The sequence below is a fragment of the Pseudogracilibacillus sp. SO30301A genome (assembly GCF_037072025.1).
In the GTDB taxonomy this organism is placed as follows: domain Bacteria; phylum Bacillota; class Bacilli; order Bacillales; family Amphibacillaceae; genus Pseudogracilibacillus.
Genome location: NZ_JAXHDD010000013.1, coordinates 58,793 through 78,202, shown reverse-complemented (window position 1 = coordinate 78,202; position 19,410 = coordinate 58,793). Strand labels below are relative to the sequence as shown.

The following is a 19,410-nucleotide window of genomic DNA, read 5'->3' as shown; positions in this document are numbered from 1 at the left end:
ATCGTTACAGTAGAGGAAGAAAATCGACTTGAACGTACGTATAAATAATAAAATTTTTGTTAATGCAAAAGTGCTATTACTAGTATAGATAATATTATCTGTCATATAAACTGGTATGGCAGATAGACAAATGTTATTATCGATTTAAAAGATGAATAGAGTTGCTTTCCATTTGTGCTTTAATACTTTCCGTTATTTTTCCAATATACTTACTAGGAAACATTTTGGCGGAAGTAAGATAAAATTGTTAAAAACAGGGTTTTAACGGTTACAGTGATAATGGCTTCGAAACAATAAAATGTTAGGCAATTCCTATAATGGTGTGGATAACTATTATTGGGGTCGGAGAATTTGCTGGATACTTAGGATCAGTTAGTCGGAATCAAGTGATTTTCATGCTGTGGGAATGGAAAGAAGATGATTACTAGTGGATGAAATAAATAGAAGCGAAAACCGTGTTATATATTGCCCATTATGTGGCCACAAGTCGAAAAAAAAGTATATCCATGAAGATGAATTCGGCTGTGGAGGAGAGTGGATTTGTGAGGCGTGCAATATGCATGTCGAAGCATTTTATTTACCGGATGATGAAGAGTATGCTCAATTGCTGGGAGAGAAAAAGGCAAGCATGGAAGATTATGAGCAAAGAAATGATAGAGGGATAGGGTGTGTTGTCCCACTTATATTACTAGTGGCTATCGTCTTTTTCATCGTGTATATTATCTTTATGCGTTAAACGGAACGGATAGAATACATAAAAATGATTTTTTAACATCGTTTTTAATGGTTAGGAGAGGGGATGACTTTGATGGCAAGTAATTTGGTAAATGAGCAGAAACACGGCATAATCAGCTATCTTGCACTTTTTATCGGGATCGTTTGTTTTTTTATCGTTTTTATAACGCCGACACGAATTGCAAATATCGGCCATCTGTATGGCGACTATATTACATTCGCACTTACTGCGGCTGGTATCGCACTTTCTTTCGTAGGGATTTTGAAGAAAACGGAGAAGAATGTACTGCCGATCATCGCTTTAATCCTTTCATCATCTTTCTTTATTTATTGGATCATTATCATTCTTTTGCTGTTTTCGGGAGTGATTGAATTTGGTCCGTAATGCTTTTTAAAGCTGGCGGCGTGATATTCCTAATGTATCAATAAAGGGAGGCTTGTTTGTGATAAAAAACCTGCAGGGCTGGAAACATCCTACATTATTGTTAGCATCGATTGGAATTTCAACTATAGGAGATTTTATCTACTTAGTAGCGATAAACATCAACGTTTACCAGCTTACTGGTTCTGCAGCAGCAGTGGCGGGACTTTGGATCATTGCTCCACTAACGAATATTGTAACGAAGCTCTGGACAGGTAGTTTTATCGATTATCGAAGCAAGCGAAGAGTAATGATGGTAACGTACTTAATTAGAGCCGTGTTCATCAGTATGATTCCGTTCGCACCAAACATGGTGGTAATCTATGGGATTCTTGTAGTTTTAAGTGTGGCAAATGCCTTTTTTAATCCCTCATCAATGACATATGTTACAATTCTCGTTCCGAAAGAAAAAAGAAAGCGCTTCAACTCAATACGGTCGTTTACAAGTTCTGGAGCATTTATTATTGGACCCGCAGTTGGTGGTTCACTTATATTATTAACATCAATTGAAACAACATTATGGCTTAATGCCATATTTTTTGTGACCTCGGCAATTATATTATTATTTCTTCCTGAAAAAGAAAGCATTGATAAAGAGACCATTCCTAAATTGACAATTTCTCAAGTAATTCGTGACTTTACGGTTGTTCGTGAGTTCATGGCCAACAATATATATGTATCGTTTATTTATCTTGGTTTTATTATGATCATGATTTTTTCCTTTGCCATGGATACACAAGAAGTTGTTTTTACACAAAAAGTAATCGGCCTATCCGAACTTGATTATAGTTTGTTAATTAGTATAACTGGGTTTGGTTCTGTTGTCGGCGCTGCATTACTGTCGGTTTTTTCGAATAGATTTTCAATCAGATATATGATTACTATTGGTTTAATAATGATGACAACAGGTTATGTGATTTATGCATTTTCATGGTCTTTTTCGTCAATTGTTGTCGGGTTTGTAATCTTAGGTTTCTTTAATGTGTTCTTAAGTGCTGGAATCATGACTTTTTATCAAAATAACGTACCAGTTAAAGTAATGGGGAGAGTCACAAGCATATATCAGTTAGTCCAGAGTGCTATTCAAGTAATCTTTGTTCTTGGAATTGGGTTTGTATCTGACCTTGTTTCTTTAAGAATTACGATTGTGACTTTGGCACTTGTCATGTTGCTGTTATCTTTTATTTATTCAATTTCGGTATTAAAACCAAATAAAAAGCATTTTTACCGAGAATACAACAGCGTAAAAGAGGAATTAAAAATAAAAGTAAAATAAATTCATAAATTAATAAAAAGACATATCACGTTAATTAAAATTATTAATGAAATACTAAGGAGAAATAAGTAAGGTACTAGATTTTACGGAATTTTTAAAAGCTAGAAATGAGAATAGAATGTCTAAGGAGTTGTATATGAAAGCAGCCTTGATTATTGGGATGTGGCACATGCACTATATGTTGTGACATAAAAAATGCAAGTCGCTTGACAAAAATACACCATGCTCATCTATAAAACAGAACTCCTAAGAACCGTTTTGGCTCTTGGGAGTTCTATTATTTTCTTTTCGTTAGTCTTCCTAGCAAAAATCCAGCTGCGGCGACTCCGATGAGTGTATTTGTTTTTTTGTTAAATACTTGTTTCACTAGTAAGTTTAAGTTTTGTGGACGTTCAGCGAGTCTGCGCATGAAGTAACCATACCAGTCTTCACCGAATGGGACGTAGGTGCAAAATTGGTAACCTTCTTTTACTAGTTCATGTTGCATATCAACGCGAAAGCCGTACAGCATTTGGAATTCGAATTTATCTTTAGAAATGTTATGTTTTTGAACAAAATCTTTGACGTGGTTGATCACAAGGTGATCGTGGGTTGCGATCGATGTGAATGTACCGTTTAGCAAATGCCATTCGATTAATTCGATATAGTTGCGATCAATTTCTTGTTTATGTTGATAAGCGACAGCTTCGTCTTCTTTATATGCACCTTTTACGATGCGAAGGCGGAAGTTTTTGTATTTTTCAATGTCTTCTTTTGCTCGGAAAAAATATGCTTGAATAACGGTTCCAATATTATCGTAAGTTGATGAAAATTTATCCAATAAATCGAACGAAGCTTGTAGACGAGCATAATCTTCCATATCGAAATTAATAAAAATATTATATTCATGAGCTTTTTTTACGATTTCAGTTAAATTATTCAAGCAAAAATCATGATCAATATCTAACCCGAGTTGGGAAGGTTTTAGGGAAATATGTGCGTCCAAGTTGTTCTCATGAATCGCTTCAATGACGTTTAAAATTTGCTCTTTGGCGGCTAAGGCTACTTCTTTTTCGAAAACGAATTCGCCTAAGTTATCGATCGTACAAGATATTCCATCCGCATTGAGTTTTTTAACGCTCTCGACCATTTCATCTATGTTTGTCCCGGCGACAACGTTTTGTGCGCCGAGCCTGAGCCCCCATTTTTTTGCACCTTGATTTAATGTTTTGTTTTGTGATAAGTAAATAAAAAAGTTTCTTACCGCATTGTCCATCGTAATTCCCTCTTTCAGTAAAATTAAATTTCTACTTTTGTTCCGGCGTCGGTATCACGAGCAATTTTGTATACACCATTTGCAACGGCTAAGTCGTAATAGGCTGCACCGACAGATTTAAAGAAAGTAATTTCATCATCATTTTCACGTACACTAATTTGGTCTGTGACGAGTTCAATTAATTCACCGTGGATTTTATCATATGACCAATCGGCTTGTTCATTGGCATGGATTAATTCTCCAGCTTCTTCTGTTACGCCTTCCATATCATCGACAACAATTTTTGCTGCACGCTCAATAAATGTAAAATCAACCTCGCGCATATGTGGTAAGTAAGAACCAACGCCGTTAACATGTGTTCCCGGTTTCACATCTTTCCCATTAAAAACAGGATCATGGGAGCGCGTGCTACAGCAAATAACATCTGCACGGGAAACAGCCTCTGAAACATCATCGAGTACGTCAATTTTTATTGAGGAATCCACACCGAAATCATATAGTTTTTCTTTGAAGTGGTGTGCTTTTTCTTTTGTTGGATTAATTAATAAAATTTCTTTGATGTCACGAACTGCTAAAACGCCAAGAGCTTGTTCAAACGCCATGCCACCAGTCCCAATCATTGTCAGTGTTTCGGAATTTTTTCTTGCCAGTCTGTCTGTTGCAATACCACTAATTGCTCCTGTTCGGAGTCGTGTTAAGTAGGATGCATTAAGCATTGCTACATGCTCTCCGTTTTTCGCATTGGATAAAAGTACAACCCCCTGTGTGGTTGGCTTACCTTGTGACGGGTTATTTGGAAATATCGTAACCGCCTTCATCGCCATGATTTCTTCATCGAGGTCGGTGCTCGGCATATAAAGGACAGAACCGTCTTCTTCTGGGAATTCTATCACTGTGCGCATTGGACTCTCAATTTTACCTGCATGTTTATGCTCGAGCATTTTTTCCATATCAGAAATCGCTTGCTTCATTCCGTATATGTTTTGGATTTCTTGTTCGTTTAATAATATAATCATAGAATTACCAGCCTTTCATATTGTTACACGAAATTTAAGTGACACTTCAATTAATTTTCATTGTAAATCTAAAAGTAACAATAGTCAAATTTCATGATAATTTATATATTGGTTAAACTTGGCTTATTGTAAATAAATGTACCGATTGTCAAGTGACGCCGTTGCGAATTCGTTTCTAATACGATTCGACAAGTTGAAAATGACTTTGCATTTTGGCGGTTATAACTCCTTATTATATATTTATTGCAGCAGTCAAACACTATCCAAAGTCACATCGTAATTTTACATATGTATCAAGATCCAAACCATCATAGATAATGAAATTTTAAATTTTATTCAGTATTTTAGAAGGGATCGTATAATTTTAGTCTATTGTTATGAAAAAATGGTATTGACAAGTTAGTAGATTATTATATACAATTAAAGCAACACTTCAATTAAGTGTCACTTCAATTTTGAATTGATTTTTTATTAATGTATAGATTTTTTTATTCAGAATGAAAGCGTTACCGAATTTATCTATTTGAAAAGAGGGAAAAACATGAAGAAAAGTTTACCATTTAACAAGCTGTTGGCAATCGGTCTTATGCTTTTTGCAATGTTTTTAGGTGCGGGGAATATTATATTTGCTCCGAAACTTGGACAACTTGCTGGAACAAATACGTGGATTGCGATGGTAGGTTTCTTAATAACTGGGGTAGGACTTGTTCTACTAGCAATTATTTCGTTAGCGATTTCCGGTGGAAAGGTTGAACTATTGGCAGGACTTGTAGGGAAGAAGTTTGGAATTGTATTTTCGGTACTATTATTTCTGTCTTTAGGTCCAATATATGTGATCCCACGAACTACTTCTGTTGTATACGAGATTGCCATTTTACCGTCACTTCCAGGGAACATAAATACAAGTATAATTTTGTTGATTTTTTCTTTTATTTTTATTGGATTAACCATATGGTTATCGTTAAATCCAGGAAAGTTTGTTGATCATTTAGGTAGAATTATTACACCTGTGTTTGTTGGATTGCTTATTCTTTTAGTAGGTAAGTCAATACTCACTCCGATGGGTGCGATTGGCGAACCGCAAGAACCTTATTTAGAAAATATTTTCTTAAAAGGATTCGTTGAAGGATATTATACGATGGACGTTCTCGCTGCCTTTGTGTTTGGTGGGATTTTTATTAAAGCGATTGCAAATGAAGGGATTACAGAGAAAAAAGACGTTTCATCCACATTTATTAAGGCAGGAATTATTTCCGTTATTGGTTTAACCTTATTACAATTATCGATGGCCTGGATTGGAGCGACAAGTGTTGATGCGATTGGAATGAGGGACAATGGTGGAGAAATTTTAGCATGGAGTTCAGAGTATCTGTTTGGAAATATCGGTCTACTCATGATTGGTACAGTTATCTTTTTGACAGGGATTACGACAAATATCGCTTGTCTCTCAGCTGTTGCCGAATATTTTGAAAGGCAGTTTCCGAAATATACGTATAAACAGTGGCTTTACATGTTAGCTTTTGGAAGCTTAATTATTACTAATTTTGGCTTAGCAAAAATATTAGAATTAGCTTCTCCAGTTTTACTATTATTGTATCCGATATCAATTGCACTGATCGTTTTATCATTTACGCATAAATGGTTCAAAGGATATCAAACCGTTTACGTTGGAACGATTACCGGTGTTGGATTTGTTGCAGTACTGGACGCATTAAAAGATGCGGGAATTGCGGTTAATTTTATCGATCAAACTTTTGCATTTATTCCGTTATTTGCAAATGGAGCCGGGTGGATTACGACTGGACTAATCGGTGCGGTAATAGGTCTGATCTATGCGAAAACAAAGGATATGGAAGAACGAGCTTTGCCAATTGAAAATTAAGACTAAGTAAGATTACACCAAATAGCGAACAAGCTGTTGGTGTTTTTCTTACCGTATAAGATGATAGTGCGCAAGAAAAATGATATGCTATATAAAAATCTAGAAAGGGAAATATGATGAAGGATACGTTAGGGGCAAATATAAAAGCATTGCGCAAGAAAAACAAAATGACGTTAAAAACATTAGCGAGTAGAACTGGTTTTTCAATTAGTTTTTTAAGTCAATTGGAACGTGGAAAATCTTCAGCAACGCTAGAATCATTAAAAAAGATATCGCTTGCTTTAGGTGTAAATCCTGGATACTTTTTTGATGAAGCGGATGAAGAGGAACGAATCGTTCGCAGCGGTGCTCAGGAAAGAGAACAAATGGAAAAACATAATATTTATTATAAGAGTTTAGCTAAATCGATGGATAATCCGGCCTTCTCCCCCCTTCTCGTCGTATTAAAACCTGATCAAAATGAGGGTAATCTGATTAAACATTCCGGGCAAGAGTTTTTGTACGTATTGGAGGGACAATTAACAGTTCAGATTGGCGAGGACATATATGTCTTGAATCCATCTGAATCGATTATGTTCGATTCGAGTAAAGAACATTACTGGTACAATTATACCGATGAAGATGTGAAATTTTTATGTGTTGGATATGATGAAATTTAATTTAGGCTGTCACAAAGTTGTGGCGGCTTTTTTTGTGGCTGTAAAATTATTGTGGTTGCTCAAGTCTGAGGTGGAGTTGCTCAAGTGTGAGGCGAAATTGCTCATGTTGGTCGAACGAGGATATAAGATATTAGAATAACTTCCTAGTTACCAATCGATTATGCTGCTGTCATTGATTATTTAAGCAAGTACTAATTTCCTCTCTGAAAAATGAATCGGACAGGTTTTGTCATAAAACTCTACACGGGAACATATATTAGGCAAGATGAATTTAATGAAAATATAGTTCCGGAGGATTAGTAATGAGAAAGTTAGTGTTATTTATCAGCAGTATTGGACTTTTATTGCTTGGGTGCTCCAATGCTGCGTATGAACAGGCAATGGAAGAAGGATTAGTGGCATTGGATGAACAGGATTATGCAAAAGCAGAAGTTTCTTTTACCCGTGCCTTGGATGAAAAAGCAGATGATAAAGAAGCAGAAGTACTGTTAAGGCAAACAGAATATATCCAAGTTGCGACCATGCAAATGGAAAATGGTGACCTTGATCGTGCTGCAGAAGCTTTAGAAGAGGTGATTAGTATAGAGGAAGGTTCAATATTGCTGATTAATCTGGCCAAGGAATTTCAAGAAGAAATTGATGCGCTTCATGAAAAATTCGAAGCATATTTGGATTCGTATGAGGAAGCGAAGAAAAAGTATGATAATGAGGAATATGATACTGCGATTGAGACACTTGAGAGAATTTTAGTAGAAGATATAGATCATATTTTTTTTACACAGTTAAAACTTGATGTTGAAAATCTGTTAGCGGAAGTACAGGCTGCTAAGGATGCTGCAATTTTAGCAGCTAAAGAGGAGGAACAGATGGTGGTATCTGATGAAGGGATTGGCGAGTTTGCAGGTTATTGGTTAAACGAGGACAATAATATTTCCTGTCATATTACTTCTGCCTATATGCACTGTGCGATGCCTTATTCTGATTTTATAACTCATCATGAAATAAGAGATATTAAGCATATTAGTGCGACTGAAGTAGAAATAACTAATGCTGATGAAACCCCTGTTATTTTAAAACTATCAAATAATAATGAGACGTTACATACACCTGCTTATACATATAAACGTGTATCTAAAGAAGAGGCAAATGCAATTTTTGATGGACATTATGAATTGCAGTGAAGAGGTGATCATGAATAAATTAGATGAAGAAAAAGGTAAATGATCATATCTAAGTATATAGAAAACCTAAATGGCGAATGGTCACCATTTAGGTTGATTATTTTTAACAGAACGATCTTAGGTTACATTTCAGATAAAAACTCCCAAAAACCGGGTGTGTTACTTTTTTCTAAGAGATTATTAATTTTTTCAATTATTTTCAGTTTAATTTCTTGTTCTAGGTCATCCCGGTCGTTTGCGTGAACTTTTTGTAAGTTATAGTTTATTTTCACTTGAAAGTCGTCCAAAATGTCTTCCCAATTTTTATCATCATATATATTCTCCAGGTTACTTGTACTGTAAATCTTATCCACAACGTTCACCTCCGATCTTTTTCAAAAGATTCCTTGATCTTTTTTAAAGCTCGTTTGTGGATATTGGAGATGTTTTGCGGAGTTTCTTTATATAAACGTGCAACTTCCTTCGTATTATATCCCTGAATATAAATGAGATCTAAAACTTTTTTCTGCTTGCTTGTCAACTCTTTGTAGGCGTTATACAACTTGGCGTTTTCGATAAGTTCTTGGAATGTTTGCATGCTATCAAAGTAATCGCTTTCAGTAGTATATTTAGAAGGTTGGACATCAATGAGGTTTGTTGTGTTATCATCATCATTTCGTTGTTTAGGTGCGTCTAGCATTAACATAAATCGGCGGCTTCTCTGATTATTTTTTTTATCGAAATCAATTGTGTAAAAGTGGATTAAACTACTAATATATTTTATGACTTTTATTTTTAAATAATACGCTTTAAATTCTTTATCCAGTTCATTTATATTTTCTTTAGAGGGATCCATGAGAACTTGAGCCAATAACTGTTCATTTTTTGCCTGTTTCAGGAAACTTTTAATCACTTCATTTTGCAACAGAGAATTATTTTCTTTGTAAAATCTCTGCAATTTATCTTTGTTCGCCATTAATTTCACCCCTCACATTAACAAAATAAAACCTAGATTCTCATAAAGATAGCTATTTTGCCGACAAAAAATAACTCGACCTCAGAAGACAGTGAGTATTATTACTTTTTCCGTAATCACCCGAGTCGAATTATTTCTATGAACAGTGCTTGAATTAAAATATTTATATTTTTCTGTTTATTATTTTTTACCCTTATCTGTAACTGTTAAACATTACTTTTACAAAAATAGTAAAGTTGTATATTGGTAGATGTTTTAATCTAGAAAGCGCGCTTTTCTAGAATTCCTTTATGAGAACCGTTATATACTAGAGTGAGAGAGAGGACAAAATTATCAACCTTTTATTTAAAAAAGTATGCAAATTTTTCAGGTGAATAAGAAGTCATAAACGTCAATTTGTTTGCTGAAGTAAGCTGTACTAAGCCATTTCCTACTGAGTGAATGGAATAGTTTAGTTTTCTTGCATGGGTGAGCAGGTAATGGTAAACAAAATATGGGATCATGGATGGTTTTTCCCGCTCTATCATGTTTAAAATGAGTGCTACAGAGCCGGCGACATAAGGGGCAGCCATAGAAGTTCCAGTTAGTTTTACAAATTTATTATCCAAATGAGTGGAATACACATTTTCTCCTGGGGCAACAAAGTCGATATTTACATTGTTGTTGGAAAAGAAAGAAGGTTGTAGCTCCTTGTTAACGGAACCAACTTGAATTACTTCCTGATAGTAGCCGGGATAGGAACGTTCAAAGGAATTAGGATTACCATCACCTTCATTACCAGCTGCTGCAACGACGGTGATCCCTTTTCTTCTAGCTTTTTTAATAGCGGAATGCATTTCTTCATTCGGTGTTGGCCCGCCGAGCGACATATTGATAACATTTACTTTTTCTCCTTTTGGCCCCGTCCAGTCCATCGCATAGTTAATTGCTTCTGTGATAGATTTATAGGACCCGACACCATTTCTGTTCATCACTTTTAAAATGAGTAACTTGCACTTTGGAGCGACTCCATAAATCCCCCTTCCTTTGTCTTGATAAGCTGCAATAATTCCCGCTACGTGTGTGCCGTGACCAGCATAATCTTCAAATATGTTTGGATCTCCTTTGTCGTCATCAGAAAAATTATATCCGTCCATAATGTTTCGAGATAAACTTTGGTGATCTGTATCCACCCCAGTGTCCAGAACAGCAACGACATTTCCTTCTCCTTGTTTGGAAATTTCCCATACATCACGTGCTTTAATCACATCAAGATTACCAGGTGTCAATGTTAACGTATCGAGAACTGAAACAACCTCTGAAGCTTTGAAATGAATGGAATTTTTCATTTTGAATCTCCTCCCTTTTACTAAACTAAGGAGGAAAAAGAATGGGAGAAGTAAATCTTTAAGTGGAAAAAAATTAAAAAAATATTTTATTTTAACGTTGATTTTTTGGATCGTTATTTCACCTTATAAAAAGAAGGGGAGAGTTGGTGATGAAAAAGATGCGGGGAATTGTTGTTTGTAAACAGTTTTGGAAAGACGTATTTCTTTTACCCGGTTGTTTATTTTCCTTCTCGACAGTTGCGCTAACATTTTTAACTGAGGTTTCGTTTGTACAATATTATAAAGTCTTTTTGCTGGTGCTATTTCTACGTATATCGGTGCTATCGATTTTATTCCTTCTGTTATATAAAATGAGCATCCAGTCTGTTAAATTAACGATCAATCATTCCATAGTGGAAATAAGGGATTGGAGACATATTTAATAAAGCGGTGAATGATTTTAAAGTGATCCCATTTAATGAGTTTTTTGATACGATTGTTGATGGAAAAGTTTCTTCACGCCATTCGCTGCATGGAAAGTATTTTTGAAAAATATGCTGATCCATCGTTGCGTAAAAGTTTGGATGAGCGGATGGAGAAAGATTATTGGTTAAATATTATAGATTCGCTCGATTTACGTGAGGGTGTAGGAAAGTGCGTCCGCTATAAGTTAGGGACGGTGTTTAAAGATGACGATTATCTTCTCGTTGTTTTTTTTAAAGTGAATGATCAGAATGAAGCAGTATTAAATTTGGCGGAATATGTGTAGTGCTTGCTTTCTCGTTTTGGGAGGAAGTTGAGCGTTATCGAGAGGGGCAGACCATTGTTTTTCCATTGTTTGGTACAGGGATTACACGTTATAAAAAAGCCAGATTCAAAAGCACATTTTTAACCAACAGGATAAGTATGCCCTTTTTAGGCGCAATTGGCAGACTACTCAGTAAACAATGAGCTTTATGACTGTTCGAACATAAAAAGTAATTTTTTGATGGATAATTGTAATTCTATGAATAATACAGGACAAATGATGCGATACATTTTTTAGCCTTCATAGGATGGAGCGGATCAAGCATCCACCTTCTTCATTACCTACTTGGGACTAGTTTTATCTGTTTTTATAGTACATGGTCAACTTTTCCATATTTTACCTTTTAGTTTTACAAACTTTATTATTCTCTCCTACATAAAGTATGAAAAAAAATGTATCTTTCATACTTTATGAATGTATAAATTTGGATTCATACCTTTTATAATTAGAGTTAATATACAAAACATCATACAAGGAGGAATTAATATGGCAATTCAAACAGTAGGGATAGTAGGTGCAGGATCAATGGGAAGCGGTATTGCAAATCTTGCTGCTTCAGCCGGTTACCAAGTCATCTTACGAGATGTTGAGGAACAATTTATTGAAAGCGGTTTATCCAGAATCGATAAGTTTATGTCCAAAAGTGTTGAAAAAGAAAAGATTACAGTAGATGAAAAGCAAAAAGTAATCGGGCGTATTAAAACGACGACAGATATAGAAGATTTAAAATACGCAGATATTGTAATAGAAGCGATTATTGAAGATATGGATGCAAAAAAGAGTGTATTTGCTGAACTTGATCGAGTTATTTCTGAGAACGTTATCCTAGTTACAAATACTTCATCCTTGTCCATTACTGAAATCGCTAATGCAACGGCTCGTACTGATCGAGTTGCTGGAATGCATTTTTTTAATCCGGCACAGTTGATGAAGCTTGTCGAAATTGTTCGTGGTTACAATACGAGTGATACTACAGTTGAAGAACTGCAAGGATTCGCTAAGAGCTTAAGTAAAGAACCTGTAGTTGTAAATAAGGATGTTCCTGGATTTATTGTAAATCGCATTATGGTTCCACAATTTATTGAAGCTATTAAACTCGTAGAAGAAGGAGTTGCTTCTCCTGAAGATATCGATAAGGCAGTTACGTTAGGATTGAATTATCCAATGGGACCATTTACATTACAGGATTATGCTGGTGTAGACATTGGTTATTATGTGATGGAGTACATGGCAGATGAATTTAATGATACACGATTTGCACCACCAATGTTGATGAAGCAAATGATGCGAGCTGGAAGAATTGGCAAAAAATCTGGAGCAGGATTTTATGACTATGAATAATACGGGGGATAAAACTATGCAATATGAATTTTTAAACTGTGATATTGAAAATAAGGTCGCGCTAGTAACGATTAATCGTCCACCAGTCAATCCGTTGAGTTCTGGAGTATTTCAAGAATTGAATCAATTGATTGGGGAGCTAGAGGACGATAATGCAGTTCGGGCGATTGTTATAACTGGTAGTGGATCCAAAGCATTTGTTGCAGGAGCTGATGTCAAAGAAATGGCATCAAAAGATTTAACTGGTCTCAATCAGATGAATAAGAAAGCACGGGAGACCTTTTCTAAACTTGAAAATATCTCTAAGCCTGTAATTGCGGCTATTAATGGTCTAGCGCTTGGAGGCGGCTTTGAATTAGCATTGGTCTGTGATTTACGAATTTGTTCTGATAAAGCAAAGTTTTCATTTCCGGAGGTTGGTCTCGGAATTATCCCAGGTGGTGGTGGAACACAGCGGTTACAGAAAATTGTTGGGCAGGGAATTGCTAAGGAATTAATTTATTTCGGTGAGATGGTGGATGCAGAACGGGCACTGAAGTTGCAATTGGTCAATCACGTAGTTCCACACGAAATGTTAATCGATGAAGCTCTTGCATGGGCTGAAAAGCTAGCAAGTAGTTCGGCTGTTGCTTTGCAGATGGCTAAGCTTGCGATTAATCAAGGTTGTAATGTGGATACAGAATCTGGCTTGATCATCGAAACGACTGCATTTGCATCTGCCTTTATGTCGGAGGATGGAAAAGAGGGCATTGCAGCATTTACCGAGAAAAGAAAGCCAGTCTTTATTGGCAAGTAATGGGGGAAAAGTTATGAAGTCTACTGATATTGTTTTACTGGAAGGGGCACGGACACCCTTCGTTAAAATGGCGGGATCGTTTAAACATATAACAGCAACAGAATTAGGAGCTATTGCAGCGAAAGAAGCGATAAAGAAGTCCAATATTTCAACTGATGCAATTGATCATGTTGTCTTTGGAAATGTGCAGCAATCAAGTAAAGATGCCCATCTATTGGCAAGACATGTTGGTTTGAAGGCAGGTACACCGATCACAGTACCTGCAGTTACGATTAACCGTGTTTGTGGTACAGGAATTGAGGCAATACTTACGGGGGCTCGTTATATTCTTGCAGGTGAAGCTGATGTCGTGTTAGCGGGTGGAACAGAAAATATGAGCCAGGTTCCTCATGTTATTCGTGGCATGCGCTGGGGAACCCAGCTTGGATCACCAAAGATAGAAGATTGGTTATGGGATGGATTAGAGGATACGAATGTTGGTTGTACGATGGCAGAAACTGCAGAAAATATTGCAGAGAAATATAAAATTACTCGTGAAGAAGTAGACGCACATGCATTATCAAGTCAACAACGGGCAATAGCGGCTCGGGACAAAGGATACTTTAAAGAGGAGATTGTACCGGTTACAGTAAAGGGAAGAAAAGGGGACATTGTGATTGACGAGGACGACCACATTAGGGAAACGAGTATGGAACAGCTGCAAAAATTAAAGCCACGTTTCGTGGAAAACGGTGTGGTAACACCTGGGAATGCAAGTGGGATGGTCGATGGCGCCGCCGCAGTGGTGATTGCTTCCGCTGAGTATGCAGAGAAACACGGGCTTCAAACAATTGCGCGCCTTGCTTCATGGGATGTAGTTGGTGTTGAACCGACATATATGGGAATCGGACCAGTTCCAGCAATAAAAGGTGCAGCAGAAAAGGCAAATTTAGCGGTTGCAGATTTAGACTTAGTGGAGATTAATGAAGCATTTTCAGCTCAATATTTAGGGTGCCAAAAAGAATTAGGATTTGATTTAGAGAAAGGTAATGTAAATGGCGGTGCAGTAGCGATCGGCCATCCGCTCGCAGCGACCGGTACAAGAATATCATTATCGATTGTTTATGAATTAAGAAGACGCAAGGAGAAATATGGAGTTGCGTCAGCTTGTATAGGTGGTGGTCAGGGTATTGCAGCTGTTTGGGAAGCATTATAGAGAGCGTCTTATTTCAAGGAAGGAAATTGTATTATAACTCGGGGGATGCCATTTTACCAAAAAAACAACTAGACAGGATGCGAGTGAAACGGTACAGAAACTAGATGTGTTTCAAAGCAATGCATTTTTCTCAGAAGAATTAGGAATAGACGATATATTTATAACTGAAGACTTTACAGAGGAACATCATATGATCGCTGATACTAGAGCGAGTTTTGTGGAGCAGTGAAGATAGCAATCTTTAATGAAAATAAACTAGGGATAATTATAAAAAGTAAAGTTGTAGATATGTCACAAGCAGCTAATTGGAATTCTAATGATATGGAAACATCTTTTCAACGATTCTTAGAAAACTTTGATGAACTAAAACATTCCATGGAAGCAGCTGGTCAAACGAATCAGTCCTGTGAAATTGTCGAAAGTGTATTTAAAATCACTAGTCCCAAGTACTAGGAAGATTTGGGCAGCACCTGTCAATTATAAGATACATCAAGGAGAAATGAATAAACAGTTTAATAATGCAACAAGAACCATTGAAGATCTAGCATTATTCTTAAAATCGCCTGCGTCTTTGTCTGGTTCGATGGGATCCCATTCAATTGTCATTTAAGGATCGCCGTACAGAACATGAGGCAGAACTAGGCTATATCGAGGAAAAAGGCAAAGAATGTAAATGCTAAAGATGGAAAAGATTATATATTTGGTTACTTTACATTTTGATATTTCTTTTCGGGAAGATGAGGAACGGACTTGGCGGAAATCCGTTGATACATTTACACCGATTGAACCATGGATTGTAACAGCAGACGAAATAGAAGATCCTAATCAATTATCTATGAAACTATGGGGAAATGATGAATTAAGACGGGATGGCAAGACCAAACATCTCATTTATGATTGCTATAAATGTTTTGAAGTAGCATGTGATCAAATGTTATTGGAGCCCTGAGACGTGATTTCCACTGGAACACCTGAGGGAGTTGAACCGCTTAAATACGGTGATACTGTCCGAATCGAAGTTGAGCAGATTGGTGAATTTACAGTAAACGTTGAACATGCAGATGGAGGATCAAGATGATGAAAAATATTCATACACTAAAAGTGGCTTTTGGGGATACAGATGCTGCAGGAATTGTCTTTTATCCCAATTTTTATCGCTGGATGGATCTGGCCACACACGAGTTTATAGGAGTAACTGTCTCACCTGTATCCAAGCTGTTAAAAGAAGAACATATTGTGTTCCCGCTGCTAGAAACATTCTGTAAATTTCATTCGCCTTTACAGTTTGAAGATGTGATTGAAATTTATACAGAAGTTGTTGATATAAAGAATAAAGTATTTAAGGTGCAGCACAATTTTATGAAAAAAGATCAACTTGTTGCGTCTGGATATGAAGTAAGGGCATGGACATCGACCGCTGGAGGAAGCTTAAAGGCGGTGCCGATTCCGGAATATGTCCGGGAAGCATTTATCCCAGAAATCAATGAGTAATAGAAAAAAACCCTAGTAGATTAGGGGTTTTTTACTGTACTTTTAAAGCTTAGTCTAAAGGGATATAACCCATATGAGCTGATATTTTATCGGCTGTTTGTTTCATTTGTTTCACAATATCTACTGACTTGGCATCTGTTAGCCTATTTGAATGACCAATGACGGATAGTGAAGCTACGACATCACTCGTATAGTCTTTAATGGGAACAGCAATGCCTGTGTAGTTCTTGTAATAAGAAGATTGTAAAATACAGTAAGCTTGTTCTCTAATCCTCATTAATAAGCCATGCAACTTTTTAGCATTTGTTATAGTATAGGGTGTATAGGCATATAATTCTTTGGTAAGGAATTGCTGGATGTAGTCATCATGTTGAAAAGCTAGAATACTAAGTCCTTCAGCAGTGCAATGAAGTGGATTTGATCTTCCGATTTGTGTGACAAGCCGATCCGAATGATTGCTTTCTACACGGAACAGATACACTACCTTTTCATTTTCCATTAAACAAATATGTACGGATTCATCTAAGTCCTGTGAAAGCTTTTCGACAAAAGGCAGTGCCTCTTCATACAATTCATGATGGTTAAATATAGCTCCACCTAAACGTAAAATAGATAAACCTAAACGATAGTGGTTGGTTCTAGGGTTTTTGCTTAACATCCCTTCCTTTAGTAATGAAGTAATATATCGATTTGCACTGGCTTTTGGAATAGCTAATTGTTTCCTAATATCAGTGAAACTTAGTTCTTGCTGTTTTGGCGTGAAAAGTCTTAGTATTTGAAGTACGTTGATGACGGAAGAAAGGTTTTTTTGACTGGCACTCTGCTTATTCAACTTTTTTACCCCTCTTTCTAAGTTCAATAACTTTGCGTAATCCTTCTCCTGCCTGATTTAATAAATAAAGAAATGGCTTTATTTGTATGTATGATTGAACCCGTTTGGAATTAGCAGTAATGCTCAGCGAAGCAATCACTTGGCCAGGTTCATCAAATACTGGAATCGCAATCTCTGTTTCGTTTTTTTGGTACGCATCCATCAGTAGGGCATATCCTTGTTTTTTTATTTCTTCCAGTTCCTGAATAACATTACCAGCTAACAGAGTCTTCTCTGTCGGATTCGGGTGAAAAGCGAGTAGGATTCTTCCCGCTGCGGTTGAAACAGCATCTCTTCTGGTTCCAAGCTGAATTTTACCCTCGTCGGAAAATGTATAAACGCCTTTCATCGTCTGAATGTAAACAGTTTCGCCATTATCCAGGATAGCGAGATGGGCGTTTTCTCCCGTTTCTTCCACTAGTTTATTTAGAAATGGAACAGATTCGTTGGCAATATGAATTTGTGAATTGACTATATTGACGAGTGATAGAATGGATGTTCCAAGGCTATATCGGCTTGTGTTTGGATTTTTATGCAGAAATTCTTCTTGCAGCAGGGAAGAAAGCAGACGATATGTTGTGCTTTTTGGCACATTTAACTTTTGTGATATTGTTGTGACACTCATTTCTGGTTCATCTATAGAAAAAAGATTCAATATACGGAACGCATTTTCGATGGACGATCTTTTTCGCTGTTTCTCTAACATCTAATCACCATCCATGTAAATTAATAGACAACGCTCCAATCTATAAATAATTCTAAATGGCCTCATGAAGATAGTCAATTTTATTGTGTAAAATGACCCGAGTTCCGCTGATCGGAACCGAAGGTATGTTTTATTAATCTTGGATACTATAATGAATTTAACATCATTAATGGGGAGTAGAGGAGAGAGTAAACTTGTCGAATAAACAATATGATGTGATTGTCGTAGGGGCTGGTTCCGTGGGTATGACTGCAGGACTGGCACTGAAAAAGAAAGGGTTGACTTGTACAGTAATTGAAGCAAATGGAAAAGACGATCTACGTCCGGGGAGTCGAGCTATCTTTATTCATCAGGGTACCTTGAAGTTGTTGGAAGAAGTTTCAGAAGGGCTAAGTTTTGAACTTGCGAGAAATGGCGTGATTTTAGCCTATTAAACGAACACTATACAAAGGAAAAGAAGTACATGTCCGTAATTATGGCGTGACAGACGATCAAAGTACGAAAAAGCTACCACATTTTATATCGCTTCACCAACGTAAAATTGAATCCTATATTTATCGAAGCTGGTGTGGAGTTTTTTTGGGGGTAACCCAGTGGAGCATTTAGATATAACTGATCACGGAGTGTCATTAAAAACAGCTACTGGCGATGAATTTCATGCGAAATATATGATCAATTGTGATGGCGCTCGATCCGTTGTGCGCAATGAAGCTGGTCTAAAATTTGAAGAACCAAGTACTAAAGATACTTTTCTAGTCATTGATTTAGAGGAAGATGAGGAAAATCCATTGCCAATCGAACGTGTCTTCCATTATAGTCACCCTGCGATGGGCGGACGTAATGTAATGCTTGTTTCGTTTAAAGGTGGCTGGCGTGTTGATTTACTATTACTTGCAGATGATGATGTGGAATCGTACACCAATATTGAGGGTGTTAAACAATGGATCCCGAAAGTAATGGATGCAAAGTATCTAGCAATTGCTTTATCCTAATTCCATAGGTGTTTTCTTAAAACGTAACAACCATTCTATTCACTCCTTGATCATTTAGATTCATATATTTAAGATTTTATTGTTAGTTCTGGCGGATCATATGTACCTTCGTCAAGCCAACGACCTAAACGTGGGACAATCGATGTCAGTGATGCAGCTACATCCCGTTTCATATTCATTTCTTTCGAATCCCCTTAATAACAAGTTCCCAATAAAACTTAAACCTTCCAAAGAAGCCCTCAGTTCACTCATTTTTAAAAGAAGGTATATCTTAATTCCCTTGTCCGATATATGGTCTAGTTTCATAAGGTTTGTTGTCTCTAATTCGGGCGACTGCACCTACAGTTGTTCCATGTGCATTGCCGCATTGCCGCAATCTGTGATAATGCAAAGATGGCGCAGGATCATGAAAACTAGCGACAAAAGCAGCGTGCCAAATCGTCCGCAAGGTGGTTTTAGCAAAGCTTCGCATAAACCACCTTATATTTCTCCTCTCGCAGTTCCGTTACGAAAAGGAATGGTG

At 36.7% G+C, this 19,410-nt stretch carries 24 protein-coding genes and 2 pseudogenes; 18 read left to right on the top strand and 8 right to left on the bottom strand.

All coding sequences use genetic code 11. The features are described 5' to 3' along the window. Window positions 1–427: 427 nt before the first annotated feature. The 3 genes from SPD89_RS08895 (at window position 428) to SPD89_RS08885 (ending at window position 2,432) form a co-directional block, all read left to right on the top strand. On the top strand, window positions 428–736 hold the full coding sequence (locus SPD89_RS08895) for a hypothetical protein (RefSeq protein ID WP_336261601.1): 309 nt from the start codon (window positions 428–430) through the stop codon (window positions 734–736). A gap of 72 nt (window positions 737–808) precedes the next feature. After that, window positions 809–1,120, top strand: a complete 312-nt coding sequence (locus SPD89_RS08890) for a hypothetical protein (RefSeq protein WP_336261600.1) — start codon at window positions 809–811, stop codon at window positions 1,118–1,120. 58 nt (window positions 1,121–1,178) lie between these two features. After that, window positions 1,179–2,432: an MFS transporter gene (locus SPD89_RS08885; RefSeq protein ID WP_336261599.1), complete on the top strand. Its 1,254-nt coding sequence runs from the start codon at window positions 1,179–1,181 to the stop codon at window positions 2,430–2,432. A gap of 277 nt (window positions 2,433–2,709) precedes the next feature. On the opposite strand, the gene SPD89_RS08880 is transcribed toward SPD89_RS08885, so the two are convergent. Next, window positions 2,710–3,687 (bottom strand): proline dehydrogenase family protein, encoded by a 978-nt coding sequence (locus SPD89_RS08880; protein WP_336261598.1) that lies wholly within the window; start codon window positions 3,685–3,687, stop codon window positions 2,710–2,712. A gap of 23 nt (window positions 3,688–3,710) precedes the next feature. Further along, window positions 3,711–4,700: an ornithine cyclodeaminase family protein gene (locus tag SPD89_RS08875; protein WP_336261612.1), complete on the bottom strand. Its 990-nt coding sequence runs from the start codon at window positions 4,698–4,700 to the stop codon at window positions 3,711–3,713. Window positions 4,701–5,244: 544 nt separating this feature from the next. Between SPD89_RS08875 and brnQ the strand changes: the two genes are divergently transcribed. The 3 genes from brnQ to SPD89_RS08860 all read left to right on the top strand — a co-directional run bounded on the left by brnQ (window position 5,245) and on the right by SPD89_RS08860 (window position 8,425). Continuing rightward, complete coding sequence (gene brnQ, locus SPD89_RS08870; RefSeq protein WP_336261597.1) at window positions 5,245–6,585, top strand: branched-chain amino acid transport system II carrier protein; 1,341 nt, start codon at window positions 5,245–5,247, stop codon at window positions 6,583–6,585. Window positions 6,586–6,701: 116 nt separating this feature from the next. Beyond that, the gene (locus SPD89_RS08865; protein ID WP_336261596.1) at window positions 6,702–7,244 is read left to right on the top strand and encodes a helix-turn-helix domain-containing protein; all 543 of its coding nucleotides are present in this window, start codon (window positions 6,702–6,704) and stop codon (window positions 7,242–7,244) included. Window positions 7,245–7,546: 302 nt separating this feature from the next. Continuing rightward, window positions 7,547–8,425, top strand: a complete 879-nt coding sequence (locus tag SPD89_RS08860) for a hypothetical protein (protein WP_336261595.1) — start codon at window positions 7,547–7,549, stop codon at window positions 8,423–8,425. A 122-nt stretch (window positions 8,426–8,547) separates the two neighbouring features. On the opposite strand, the gene SPD89_RS08855 is transcribed toward SPD89_RS08860, so the two are convergent. From SPD89_RS08855 to SPD89_RS08845, 3 genes are all read right to left on the bottom strand, one after another. Then, window positions 8,548–8,778, bottom strand: coding sequence for a hypothetical protein (locus SPD89_RS08855; protein ID WP_336261594.1), 231 nt, complete (start codon window positions 8,776–8,778; stop codon window positions 8,548–8,550). Window positions 8,779–8,783: 5 nt separating this feature from the next. Continuing rightward, window positions 8,784–9,380 (bottom strand): sigma-70 family RNA polymerase sigma factor, encoded by a 597-nt coding sequence (locus SPD89_RS08850; protein WP_336261593.1) that lies wholly within the window; start codon window positions 9,378–9,380, stop codon window positions 8,784–8,786. A gap of 341 nt (window positions 9,381–9,721) precedes the next feature. Next, window positions 9,722–10,708 (bottom strand): S8 family peptidase, encoded by a 987-nt coding sequence (locus SPD89_RS08845; protein ID WP_336261592.1) that lies wholly within the window; start codon window positions 10,706–10,708, stop codon window positions 9,722–9,724. Window positions 10,709–10,857: 149 nt separating this feature from the next. Between SPD89_RS08845 and SPD89_RS08840 the strand changes: the two genes are divergently transcribed. The 10 genes and pseudogenes from SPD89_RS08840 to SPD89_RS08805 all read left to right on the top strand — a co-directional run bounded on the left by SPD89_RS08840 (window position 10,858) and on the right by SPD89_RS08805 (window position 16,318). After that, on the top strand, window positions 10,858–11,130 hold the full coding sequence (locus SPD89_RS08840; RefSeq protein ID WP_336261591.1) for a hypothetical protein: 273 nt from the start codon (window positions 10,858–10,860) through the stop codon (window positions 11,128–11,130). Window positions 11,131–11,137: 7 nt separating this feature from the next. Beyond that, window positions 11,138–11,236 (top strand): macro domain-containing protein, encoded by a 99-nt coding sequence (locus tag SPD89_RS23005; protein ID WP_442961098.1) that lies wholly within the window; start codon window positions 11,138–11,140, stop codon window positions 11,234–11,236. Between the two features lie 43 nt (window positions 11,237–11,279). After that, window positions 11,280–11,456 (top strand): hypothetical protein, encoded by a 177-nt coding sequence (locus SPD89_RS23000; protein WP_442961097.1) that lies wholly within the window; start codon window positions 11,280–11,282, stop codon window positions 11,454–11,456. Beyond that, entirely contained in the window at window positions 11,456–11,638 is a 183-nt protein-coding gene (locus tag SPD89_RS22995) for a macro domain-containing protein (protein ID WP_442961096.1), read from the top strand. The genes SPD89_RS23000 and SPD89_RS22995 overlap by 1 nt, the downstream gene beginning before the upstream one ends. 343 nt (window positions 11,639–11,981) lie before the next feature. Next, window positions 11,982–12,836, top strand: a complete 855-nt coding sequence (locus SPD89_RS08830; protein WP_336261589.1) for a 3-hydroxyacyl-CoA dehydrogenase family protein — start codon at window positions 11,982–11,984, stop codon at window positions 12,834–12,836. Between the two features lie 16 nt (window positions 12,837–12,852). Next, window positions 12,853–13,632, top strand: a complete 780-nt coding sequence (locus SPD89_RS08825; RefSeq protein WP_336261611.1) for an enoyl-CoA hydratase/isomerase family protein — start codon at window positions 12,853–12,855, stop codon at window positions 13,630–13,632. A 13-nt stretch (window positions 13,633–13,645) separates the two neighbouring features. Continuing rightward, entirely contained in the window at window positions 13,646–14,827 is a 1,182-nt protein-coding gene (locus tag SPD89_RS08820) for an acetyl-CoA C-acetyltransferase (RefSeq protein WP_336261588.1), read from the top strand. A 225-nt stretch (window positions 14,828–15,052) separates the two neighbouring features. Next, on the top strand, window positions 15,053–15,280 hold the full coding sequence (locus SPD89_RS08815; RefSeq protein ID WP_336261586.1) for a hypothetical protein: 228 nt from the start codon (window positions 15,053–15,055) through the stop codon (window positions 15,278–15,280). A gap of 220 nt (window positions 15,281–15,500) precedes the next feature. Beyond that, window positions 15,501–15,905 (top strand): annotated as a pseudogene (locus SPD89_RS08810) (fumarylacetoacetate hydrolase family protein). After that, the gene (locus tag SPD89_RS08805; protein ID WP_336261585.1) at window positions 15,902–16,318 is read left to right on the top strand and encodes an acyl-CoA thioesterase; all 417 of its coding nucleotides are present in this window, start codon (window positions 15,902–15,904) and stop codon (window positions 16,316–16,318) included. The pseudogene SPD89_RS08810 and the gene SPD89_RS08805 overlap by 4 nt, the downstream one beginning before the upstream one ends. Window positions 16,319–16,367: 49 nt before the next feature. Here SPD89_RS08805 and SPD89_RS08800 read toward each other — a convergent pair whose 3' ends face one another. Then, window positions 16,368–17,150 carry an IclR family transcriptional regulator gene (locus SPD89_RS08800; protein ID WP_336261584.1) on the bottom strand — a complete coding sequence of 261 codons (783 nt, stop codon included), beginning with the start codon at window positions 17,148–17,150 and terminating at the stop codon, window positions 16,368–16,370. Continuing rightward, window positions 17,143–17,895 (bottom strand): IclR family transcriptional regulator, encoded by a 753-nt coding sequence (locus SPD89_RS08795; RefSeq protein WP_336261583.1) that lies wholly within the window; start codon window positions 17,893–17,895, stop codon window positions 17,143–17,145. Before SPD89_RS08795 ends, SPD89_RS08800 begins: the two co-directional genes overlap by 8 nt. Before the next feature lie 194 nt (window positions 17,896–18,089). Here SPD89_RS08795 and SPD89_RS08790 point away from each other — a divergent pair, with 194 nt between their 5' ends. Both SPD89_RS08790 and SPD89_RS08785 read left to right on the top strand, forming a co-directional pair. Then, a complete protein-coding gene (locus tag SPD89_RS08790) occupies window positions 18,090–18,329 on the top strand; it encodes an FAD-dependent oxidoreductase (RefSeq protein WP_336261582.1) in 240 nt (79 codons plus the stop codon). 159 nt (window positions 18,330–18,488) lie between these two features. Further along, window positions 18,489–18,887, top strand: a complete 399-nt coding sequence (locus SPD89_RS08785) for an FAD-dependent monooxygenase (protein ID WP_336261581.1) — start codon at window positions 18,489–18,491, stop codon at window positions 18,885–18,887. 68 nt (window positions 18,888–18,955) lie between these two features. On the opposite strand, the pseudogene SPD89_RS08780 reads toward SPD89_RS08785, so the two are convergent. After that, window positions 18,956–19,081, bottom strand: a pseudogene (locus tag SPD89_RS08780) (FAD-binding monooxygenase); the annotation flags it as partial. Window positions 19,082–19,410: the final 329 nt, after the last annotated feature.

Bases quoted from the DNA above. Each gene is read 5' to 3' on its own strand.
- SPD89_RS08890 (WP_336261600.1), top strand. From the start codon at position 809: ATGGCAAGTAATTTGGTAAATGAGCAGAAACACGGCATAATCAGCTAT.
- SPD89_RS08880 (WP_336261598.1), bottom strand. From the start codon at position 3,687: ATGGACAATGCGGTAAGAAACTTTTTTATTTACTTATCACAAAACAAA.
- brnQ (WP_336261597.1), top strand. From the start codon at position 5,245: ATGAAGAAAAGTTTACCATTTAACAAGCTGTTGGCAATCGGTCTTATG.
- SPD89_RS08865 (WP_336261596.1), top strand. From the start codon at position 6,702: ATGAAGGATACGTTAGGGGCAAATATAAAAGCATTGCGCAAGAAAAAC.
- SPD89_RS08860 (WP_336261595.1), top strand. From the start codon at position 7,547: ATGAGAAAGTTAGTGTTATTTATCAGCAGTATTGGACTTTTATTGCTT.
- SPD89_RS08850 (WP_336261593.1), bottom strand. From the start codon at position 9,380: ATGGCGAACAAAGATAAATTGCAGAGATTTTACAAAGAAAATAATTCT.
- SPD89_RS08845 (WP_336261592.1), bottom strand. From the start codon at position 10,708: ATGAAAAATTCCATTCATTTCAAAGCTTCAGAGGTTGTTTCAGTTCTC.
- SPD89_RS08840 (WP_336261591.1), top strand. From the start codon at position 10,858: ATGAAAAAGATGCGGGGAATTGTTGTTTGTAAACAGTTTTGGAAAGAC.
- SPD89_RS23000 (WP_442961097.1), top strand. From the start codon at position 11,280: ATGGAGAAAGATTATTGGTTAAATATTATAGATTCGCTCGATTTACGT.
- SPD89_RS08830 (WP_336261589.1), top strand. From the start codon at position 11,982: ATGGCAATTCAAACAGTAGGGATAGTAGGTGCAGGATCAATGGGAAGC.
- SPD89_RS08825 (WP_336261611.1), top strand. From the start codon at position 12,853: ATGCAATATGAATTTTTAAACTGTGATATTGAAAATAAGGTCGCGCTA.
- SPD89_RS08820 (WP_336261588.1), top strand. From the start codon at position 13,646: ATGAAGTCTACTGATATTGTTTTACTGGAAGGGGCACGGACACCCTTC.
- SPD89_RS08805 (WP_336261585.1), top strand. From the start codon at position 15,902: ATGATGAAAAATATTCATACACTAAAAGTGGCTTTTGGGGATACAGAT.
- SPD89_RS08795 (WP_336261583.1), bottom strand. From the start codon at position 17,895: ATGTTAGAGAAACAGCGAAAAAGATCGTCCATCGAAAATGCGTTCCGT.